Origin of the sequence: Aminobacter sp. J41 (assembly GCF_000526635.1) — a bacterium.
Classification (GTDB): domain Bacteria; phylum Pseudomonadota; class Alphaproteobacteria; order Rhizobiales; family Rhizobiaceae; genus Aerobium.
Genome location: NZ_JAGL01000036.1, coordinates 21,314 through 29,422, shown reverse-complemented (window position 1 = coordinate 29,422; position 8,109 = coordinate 21,314). Strand labels below are relative to the sequence as shown.

The window sequence follows — 8,109 nt, the reverse complement described above, 5'->3', positions numbered from 1 at the left end:
AGTCCCGGTCGCGATAGCCGTTGCGCTGGGCCAGACGAAGCGGGTTCTTCTCGCCATAAGCGGCGCCGGTGGCCGCACCCACCTCCATCTCCATCAACCGCTCGGCGGCAAAGCCGATCATCTCGCGCAGGAGATCGGCGTCGGGGGNCTTCTCCACCAGCGCGCGCAGGTTCATCATGTCGTCGGTCATCGGTGTTCCTTCCGGAAAGGGGTTGGTCTCGCAACCAGACCCTACCGGAAAGCGCCGATGACCGCCGCGCTACCCAGCTACACCACGTCCGGGGACGTCACCAAGAGCAACGTCATTGAGAGCCCTGGGCCCGGTTCCTCCCCCATTTATGAGGGAGGGGGACCATGCGCAGCATGGTGGAGGGGGCGTGACAGAGCGGAGCATCTCGGAAGTTTTGTTTTCTGCGCACATCTCCACAGGCGGCACTCCACGAGCCCCCTCCGCCGCCTTCGGCGTCACCTCCCCCGCGTTGCGGGGGAGGATCCGACGTCGTGCCTTTCATGGATCGTGGTGTGTCACGGGTAATGATTGCGGTGCGCAGCGGACAATGAGGGCACGGGCGGTGAAGCCACGATGCGCAACTGGGAAACAGCGTCAGTGCCGATAACACTCTGAGGTCAATCCACCCGGATCCTCCCCCATTCATGGGGGAGGGGGACCATGCGCAGCATGGTGGAGGGGGCGTCAGAAGGCGGGATCGTTGACGATGGCGGATTCTGTTCTGGCAAGAGAGAGACCTACGTCGCTCATGCTCGGCAGTTGATCCTTCCTCTTGCCGAAAGTGCCCGCTCACACCGTCCTGATTTCGCGGCCGAGCGCCTGGAGCTTCTGGAAGGCGTCGTAGCGCAGGTAGTGGCGGGCGGCGATGTCGCCTGAGGCAGGCGTGATTTCGACGTCGAGCGCCGTCATCGCCCGCATGGCGGCGGCGATGTTGTCAAAACATTTGCCGGCAACCGCGCCGAGGATGGCGGATCCCGCCAGCACCGGCTCCTGCGAGCGCACGGCAAGCACCGGCTTTGCCGTCGTGTCGGCGATCACCTGCCGCACCAGGGCCGACTGCGCCGCGCCGCCGCTGACGACGATGCGCTGGATTTCGACGCCCTGCGAGGCCTGCACGTCGATGATCTGGCGAAGGCCATAGCCAAGGCCGAACAGGCCGGCAACGTAAAGCGCAACGAGGCTCGCCGCATCGTCCTCCATGCCGATGCCGGCAATGACGGCGCGTGCATGCGGATCGGCATGCGGGGCACGGTTGCCGAGGAACTCCGGGACGACGTGCAGGCCCTTCACCAGATCGATGACGCCGGACAGCGAGCCGTTCGCCGCCTCGATTGCCTTGTCGCCGAGCCAGGCGTTGAGCGGCTTGCCCTCTTTCTCCGCCTGCGCCTTCGTTTCGGCGTAAGCCGGGTGGAGGCGCAGCAAATGGTCGATCGCGGCGCCGGCCGCCGACTGGCCGCCTTCGTTGAGCCAGCGATCCGGCACCATTGCCGAATGGTACGGCCCCCACACGCCCGGAACAAAGGCGGGCTCGGCCGTCGTCGTCATGGTGCAGGAGGAAGTGCCGAAGACATAGGCGAGGTTTTCGGTGGCGTCGCCCGTCACGCCCACCGTGCCGATGCCGCCGGCATGGGCGTCGATCAGTCCAGCCGCGACCGGCGTTCCGGGGAGGAGACCGAGCTTGTCGGCGGCTTCGGCGGTCAGGCCGTCGGCCAGCGCCTCGCCGGGCGTGACGATGGTCTCGCCAATGCGCGACAGATCATCCGCAAGCTCGCCGAGGCCGATGAGGCGGAGATACCCAAGGTCCCAGCGTCCTTCGTGCTCGATGTAGTTCCATTTGCAGGTGACGGTGCAGGACGAGCGCGCAAGGCTGCCGCTCGCCTTCCAGGTCAGGTAATCGGTGAGGTCGAAGAAGTATTTCGCGCCGTTGAAGGTGTCGGGCCGGTTTTCCTTGAGCCACAAGAGCTTCGGCATTTCCATCTCGGGCGAGATGATGCCGCCGACATAGCGCAGCACCTCGTGGCCCGTGGCGTTGATGCGCTCCGCCTGTTCGGTAGCGCGGTGGTCCATCCAGACGATGATGTCGCGCTCGGGCTTGTCGGCGTCACCGACGGGCAGGCCCTTGCCGTCCGCGCCGATCACCACCAGCGAGCAGGTGGCGTCGAAGCCGATGCCGGCGACCTGTTCGGGCGCGGCACCCGCAAGGCGCATCGCCTCGCGAACCGAGTAAGCCACCGCGTCCCAGATCTCGGCGCTCGACTGCTCGACCATGCTGCCCGGCGCGCGGAACAGCGAGATGTCCTTCTTCGCGCTGCCCAGCAGCTCGCCGCTGAGGCTGAACACGCCGGCGCGGGCGCTGCCGGTGCCGACGTCGACGCCGATGACGACACGGTTCGTGGTTTGCTGGCTCATCTGGGTGCTGCTGGTCATGGTGCGCTTTCGGCAGTTTCCGCGGCGGCCTCTGGGATCAGAGGTCGACGCTGTTGGGAAGGATCACGAGGTCGCGGATGACGACGTTGCGCGGGCGCGTCAGCATGAAAAGGACGGCCTCGGCCACCTCGTTCGCCTGCATCAGCGAGCCATTGGCCAGCGCCTCCTCGAGCTTGGCCTTCGGCCAGTCGTCGATGAGGGCGGTGACTACCGGACCCGGCAGCACCGCGCCCATGCGGATGCCGTGCTGCGAGACCTGGCGGCGCGTGGCGTGCAGGAACGCCTGCACCGCGAACTTCGAGGCCGTGTAGACCGGCTCCCACACGACCGGCACGACGCCGGCGACGGAGCTGGTGAACAAGATGTCGCCGGTCTTGCGCTCGATCATGCCGGGCAGCACCGCGTTCACGCAGCGGAAGGCGGCGTTGATGTTGAGGTTGAGCATCCGGTCCCACTGGTCCGGATTGCCTTCCGCCGCCGCGCCGCCGACATAGGCGCCGGCATTGGCGTGGAAGATGTCGAGCGGGCCGACCAGCGCTTCGATCTTCTCAGGCATCGCCGAGACCTGCGCACCGTCGAGCAGGTCGACGACGAGCGGCTTTGCCTTGTCGCCGAACTCGGCGCAGACCTTGGCGAGCTGTTCCTCGTTGCGGTCGATGAGAACGACGGTCGCGCCGTTCTCGATCAGGATCTTCGTGCAGGCGAGGCCGATGCCGGAGGCTGCGCCGGTAATGGCGGCAGTCTTTCCTTCAAGCTTGTTGGTCATGTCGTTTCAGTCCCTTGGGTAGGTATCAGGCCCGGCCATGGCTTGCGCGCGAGCGGCGAGCCAGCGAGTCGACGATCACGGCGATGGCAAGCACCGCGCCGGTGATCATGTATCGCAGCGACGAGCTGAGATTGAGCAACGTCAGGCCGTTGGAGATGGCCTGGATGACAAGGACGCCGAGCAGCGCCGACCATGCCGAGCCGCGTCCGCCGAACAGCGAGGTGCCGCCGATGACCGCCGCCGCGATGGCGTTGAGGTTGACGTCGCCGGTGCCTGCCTGCTGGCTGGACGAGGCCAGGCGCGAAGCAGCGAACACGCCGCCGAGCGCGGCAAAGGACGAGCAGACGACGAAGGCGGTGAGCCGCACGCGCTTGACGTTGATGCCCGAGCGGCGGGCGGCTTCCGCGTTGCCGCCAACGGCAAACAGCGAGCGGCCCCACTTGGTGCGGCGCAGCGCGTAGTCCATCACCACCACGAAGGCGACGAACACGCCGAACATCCACGGCACGCCGCGGCCCTTGCCGAGATACCAGACGGCGAACAGGAGCGCGGCAGACAGCAGCACCGCCTTGAGGATGACGACGCTCATCGAGGTCGAGGAAAGGTTCGCGGCGGCGCGCTGCTGGCGGGTGCGGTGGCCGGTCCAGATCATCAGCAGGCCCGGCAGCACGGCGAGCGCATAGGAGAACCACATCGGCATGATGTAGATCTGGCCAAAGCGCACCATGCCGGAGGTGAAGGGCAGGTTGATCGAGCCTGTGGGCCCGAGGATGTAGAGCTGCATGCCAAGCAGGGCCAGCAGGCCCGCAAGCGTCGCGACGAAGCTCGGCATCTCGAAGCGGTTGCGCAGGAAGCCGTAGATCAGGCCCATGATGGCGCCGGCGGCAATGGCGCCGGCGATCGCCACCGGCACCGGATAGCCGAACTGGACCCACATGACGCCGAGAAGCGCCGAGGCAAGGCCGCTCATCGAGCCGATCGACAGGTCGATTTCGCCGAGCAGCAGCACGAAGACGATGCCGAGCGCGATGAGGCCAACGGCCGCCGCGTCAAACAGCATGTTGGTGAGGTTGTTGGGCGCGAGGAACACCGGGTTCAGCGTGCTGAACACGGCCGAGATCAGCAGCAGGCCGACGATCACCGGGATCATGCCGAGGTCGCCGGAGCGGACGCGATCGTAGAAGCTGCGCAGCCAGCCGCCGATGCCCTCGTCGTGGCGCACGCGCGTGTCGGCGCGGTCGAGCTGAGCTGCCGGAGCGCTGGTCTTGTTCGCCTGGTCCATGGTCATTCTCCCAGCGATTCCATCTTGCGGGCGGCGCGGCGCGACACCGAATTGTCGCTCGCGCCGGTAATGGCGGCGATCAGGTCCTCATGCGAGTCCGCCGGGGTGAAGACGCCGTTGTTGCGGCCAAGCCGCAGCACGACGATGCGGTCGGCAACGGCGCGCACGTCTTCCATGTTGTGCGAGATCAGGATGACGCCGTGGCCGCGGTCGCGCACGCGCTCGATGAGGTTGAGCACTTCCGCAGTCTGGGCAACGCCGAGCGCCGCCGTCGGCTCGTCGAGCATGATGATCTTGGGGTCGAGGAGCAGCGAGCGGGCAATCGCCACCGTCTGGCGCTGGCCGCCCGACAGCGAGGCGATCGGCTCGCGCACTGACGGGATGCGCGCGGCGAGCTCCTGCAGCAGCGTCCAGGCGCGCACTTCCATCTGCAGTTCGTCGAGCCGCCACGGGTTGAGCTCGTGGCCGAGGAACAGGTTGGCGACGACGTCGAGGTTCTCGCAGAGCGCAAGATCCTGGAACACGGTGGCGATGCCCATTTCCAGCGCCTTGCCGGGGTCGGACAGCGTCACCTTCTGGCCGAGAAATTCGATCGTGCCGGAGGTCGGCTGGTGCACGCCGGCGAGGATCTTCACCAGCGTCGACTTGCCCGCGCCGTTGTCGCCGACAAGTGCCACCACTTCGCCGGCATGGACGTCGAGTTCGATGTCCGACAGCGCCGTCACGGCGCCGAACTGCTTGGAGACATTGCGAAGGCTGAGGAGGAGCTCTCCCTTTGCCGTCTTTCTCTGGCCTTCTGCCATCTTGTACCATCCTCGCTGGTTCCGCGGGCGGCTGGCCGCTGCGGAAGAACCACAGCGCGGGCTGCACCTGCGCTGAGTGGACCGGCGCGCCGAAAGGGTTTTGAGCGCGCCCATCGCGCTCTTGCCTTCTCGCGCCTTGCCCCCTGGCTGCCCCGGGAAAAGTCCCGCGGGCGGGGAGGGAGCCTGTTTCGGGCTGCCGATCTTCCGGCAGCACCGGCAGAATATCATTGTTGCCGCACCGCCCGCCTCAGCGATTTTTCGCAAGCGTCATGCGGGTGCGCGGCCACTCCCCGGTCCGTTGCGGAGCCGGGGAGGGCGGTCGATCATGAGCGTGGGTGCCTTTTCAGGGGCCGGACGGCCGCGCGGCCGCCTGCTTGCCGCCCCGTCCCGTTCCGCCCTTAGCGGGGACGAACCGTGCGGGCCAGGGCGGCACGTGGCCCCGGCGGGGCCACGCCGGGGATCGGCTTAGTTGGTGATGCCGAGTTCCTTGCAGGCGTCGGCGTACTCAGCCGTGCAGACCTCGTCGGCGGTCTGGATGCCCGCGTCGAAGATCAGCTCCTTGATGTTCTCGCGGGTGACGACTGCCGGCACGAACAGCTTCGACGGGGTGTCGTAAAGCGTCGTCTCCGGGGTCGGGGTCTCGCCCTTGAGGAACGTGACGGCGACCTCGGCCGCGGCCTTGGCGACGATCTCGGACGGCTTGGAGATGGTGTTGTACTGGTCGCCGGCGATGATCAGCTGGAGAGCAGCGATCGTCGCGTCGTTGCCGGTGACCGGCGGCAGCGGGTTGACGCCGGCGGCCTTCAGCGCGGCGATCGCACCGCCCGCGGTGCCGTCATTGGCGGCAACAATGCCGGTGATCTTGTCGCCGAAGCGGGTGATCTGGCCAGCGGTCCACTCCTGCGCCTTCGGCGGAGCCCAGTCCGGCGTGTCGTACTCGGCGAGCTTCTCGTAGGCCGACTCGTCGAGCGCGCGGTGGATACCGTCGCGGATCAGGCCGGCAGCGGCGTCGGTCGGCGAGCCGTTGATCTCGAGCACGCCCGAGCCGTCGGCGATGCCCGAGGCCTTCATGTGGTCGACGAGCGACTTGGCGATGGCGTAGCCGATGCCCTCATTGTCAAAGGAGACGTAGAAGTCGGCAGGGGTTGCCGGGATCGGACGGTCATAGGCGATGACCTTGACGTCCTGCGCCTTGGCGATCTCCACCAGCGCGGCGGCGGCGGCCGAGTCGACCGGGTCGAGCACGATGACCTTGGCGCCCTGCGCGATCACCGAGTTGAACTGCTGCTGCTGCAGGGCAACGTCAGCGTTCGCGTTCTGGTAGATCAGCGTGCACTCGGCGCACAGCTCCTTCATCGCGGCCTCGAAGCCGGGCCAGTCATGCTCCTCGTAGCGGGTCGAGGCCTGGTCGGGCATCAGGAAGGCGACGGTCGCGGCCTCCTGCGCGAACGCGGTGGACGACATCAGGGCAGCGGCAAGGGCCGTGCCGGCAAGGGTAAAGCGTTTCATCTCATCTCCTCCGTCAATGCGCGTCGCACCCGCGACGGCCTTCAGACGAATTGTTCTTATGCAGCCGCGGCCTTCCGACAGTTCCCCATTCGTGGGGTCCCCCATCCGAAAGGATGCGCCGCACCTCCCATTGTTCGTGCACCCTGTTGTTTGTGCACATCTCGTGCGCGTTTGGTTGCACCACCGATTGCGCAACCTTGCTCAATCGATGGAGCAAAGTTGTCACTGCCCCGATTTACTGTCAAGTTCGCTTTGGAGGATTCGCACAGAAGGTACGGGATGCGCAGGAAGCAGCCGGACGCCGCACGGCGGACGACGATCTATGACATCGCCCGGCTTGCCGACACGTCGGCAAGCGCCGTCAGCTCCGTGCTCAATGGGTCGTGGCAGAAGCGCCGCATCAGCCAGCGGCTCGCCGACAAGATCCTGCAGATCGCCGAACAGGAAGGCTATGCCGCCAATGCGCAGGCAAGCCTGCTCCGCCGCGCGCGCTCCAACATCGTCGGCATGATCGTGCCGAAATACGACAACCGCTATTTTGGTGCGATCGCGGAAAAGTTCGAGGCGCTGGCGCGCGCAAGGGGCCTGTTTCCGGTCATCACCTGTACCCAGCGCGAGCCCGCGCTCGAGGTCGAAGCCGCCAAGGAGCTGATCTCCTTCCAGGCCGAGTGCCTGATTGCGACGGGCGCCACCGACCCCGACAAGCTGACGGCGCTTTGCCAGGCGGCCGGCGTGCAGTCCTTCAACCTCGACCTGCCGGGTTTCGCCGCCCCTTCCGTGATCTCGGACAACTACACCGGCGCCTATCAGCTCACCGAAATCCTGCTCGACCGCTGCAAGGCCGATCTTGGCCTCGATGGCCCGCTCTGGTTTGTCGGCGGCCGCGTCACCGACCACAACACCTCCGCGCGCCTCAAGGGTTTTCGCGACGCGCATCTGGCGCGCGGCATCGAGGTGCCGGACAGCCAGGTGCTGGTGCCGGGCTATTCCGCCGACCGCGCCGAGCAGGCGCTTCGTTCGCTGCCGAAGTTCGACAAGCTCGGCATGTTCGTCAACTCGACCATTTCGCTCGAAGGCGTTGTGCGCTGGTACCGCAGCCTGGGCGACGAGCCGTTCCAGTTCCGCTACGGCTGCTTCGACTACGACCCCTTCGCGGCGCTTCTTCCGGGCAATGTCGGCATGGTCGAACAGGACACGACGGCGATGCTCAACACCGTCTTCGACCTGATGGACCGCCGCGAAGCCCCCGCCGAGCCGGTACTGGTGCCGTGTATTTTGCGAGGGGTGGGGCAGTAGGGACAATTCCTGGCCG

Annotated in this window: 7 protein-coding genes; 1 reads left to right on the top strand and 6 read right to left on the bottom strand. The window is 66.6% G+C overall.

The genetic code is table 11. The annotated features are described in order from the left end of the window. From L630_RS0117645 to L630_RS0117620, 6 genes are all read right to left on the bottom strand, one after another. The coding region (locus tag L630_RS0117645; RefSeq protein WP_024849544.1) for a transposase at positions 1-190 on the bottom strand (190 nt) is incomplete at its 3' end. 609 nt (positions 191-799) lie between these two features. After that, the gene (locus L630_RS0117640; protein ID WP_024849543.1) at positions 800-2,437 is read right to left on the bottom strand and encodes an FGGY-family carbohydrate kinase; all 1,638 of its coding nucleotides are present in this window, start codon (positions 2,435-2,437) and stop codon (positions 800-802) included. 37 nt (positions 2,438-2,474) lie between these two features. Beyond that, on the bottom strand, positions 2,475-3,203 hold the full coding sequence (locus L630_RS0117635) for an SDR family oxidoreductase (protein ID WP_024849542.1): 729 nt from the start codon (positions 3,201-3,203) through the stop codon (positions 2,475-2,477). A 25-nt stretch (positions 3,204-3,228) separates the two neighbouring features. Beyond that, the gene (locus tag L630_RS0117630) at positions 3,229-4,485 is read right to left on the bottom strand and encodes a sugar ABC transporter permease (RefSeq protein ID WP_198019555.1); all 1,257 of its coding nucleotides are present in this window, start codon (positions 4,483-4,485) and stop codon (positions 3,229-3,231) included. A gap of 2 nt (positions 4,486-4,487) precedes the next feature. Further along, complete coding sequence (locus L630_RS0117625) at positions 4,488-5,288, bottom strand: ATP-binding cassette domain-containing protein (RefSeq protein WP_024849540.1); 801 nt, start codon at positions 5,286-5,288, stop codon at positions 4,488-4,490. A gap of 465 nt (positions 5,289-5,753) precedes the next feature. Continuing rightward, the gene (locus L630_RS0117620; protein ID WP_024849539.1) at positions 5,754-6,797 is read right to left on the bottom strand and encodes a sugar ABC transporter substrate-binding protein; all 1,044 of its coding nucleotides are present in this window, start codon (positions 6,795-6,797) and stop codon (positions 5,754-5,756) included. A gap of 279 nt (positions 6,798-7,076) precedes the next feature. Here L630_RS0117620 and L630_RS0117615 point away from each other — a divergent pair, with 279 nt between their 5' ends. Next, a complete protein-coding gene (locus L630_RS0117615) occupies positions 7,077-8,093 on the top strand; it encodes a LacI family DNA-binding transcriptional regulator (protein ID WP_024849538.1) in 1,017 nt (338 codons plus the stop codon). Positions 8,094-8,109 lie beyond the last annotated feature (16 nt).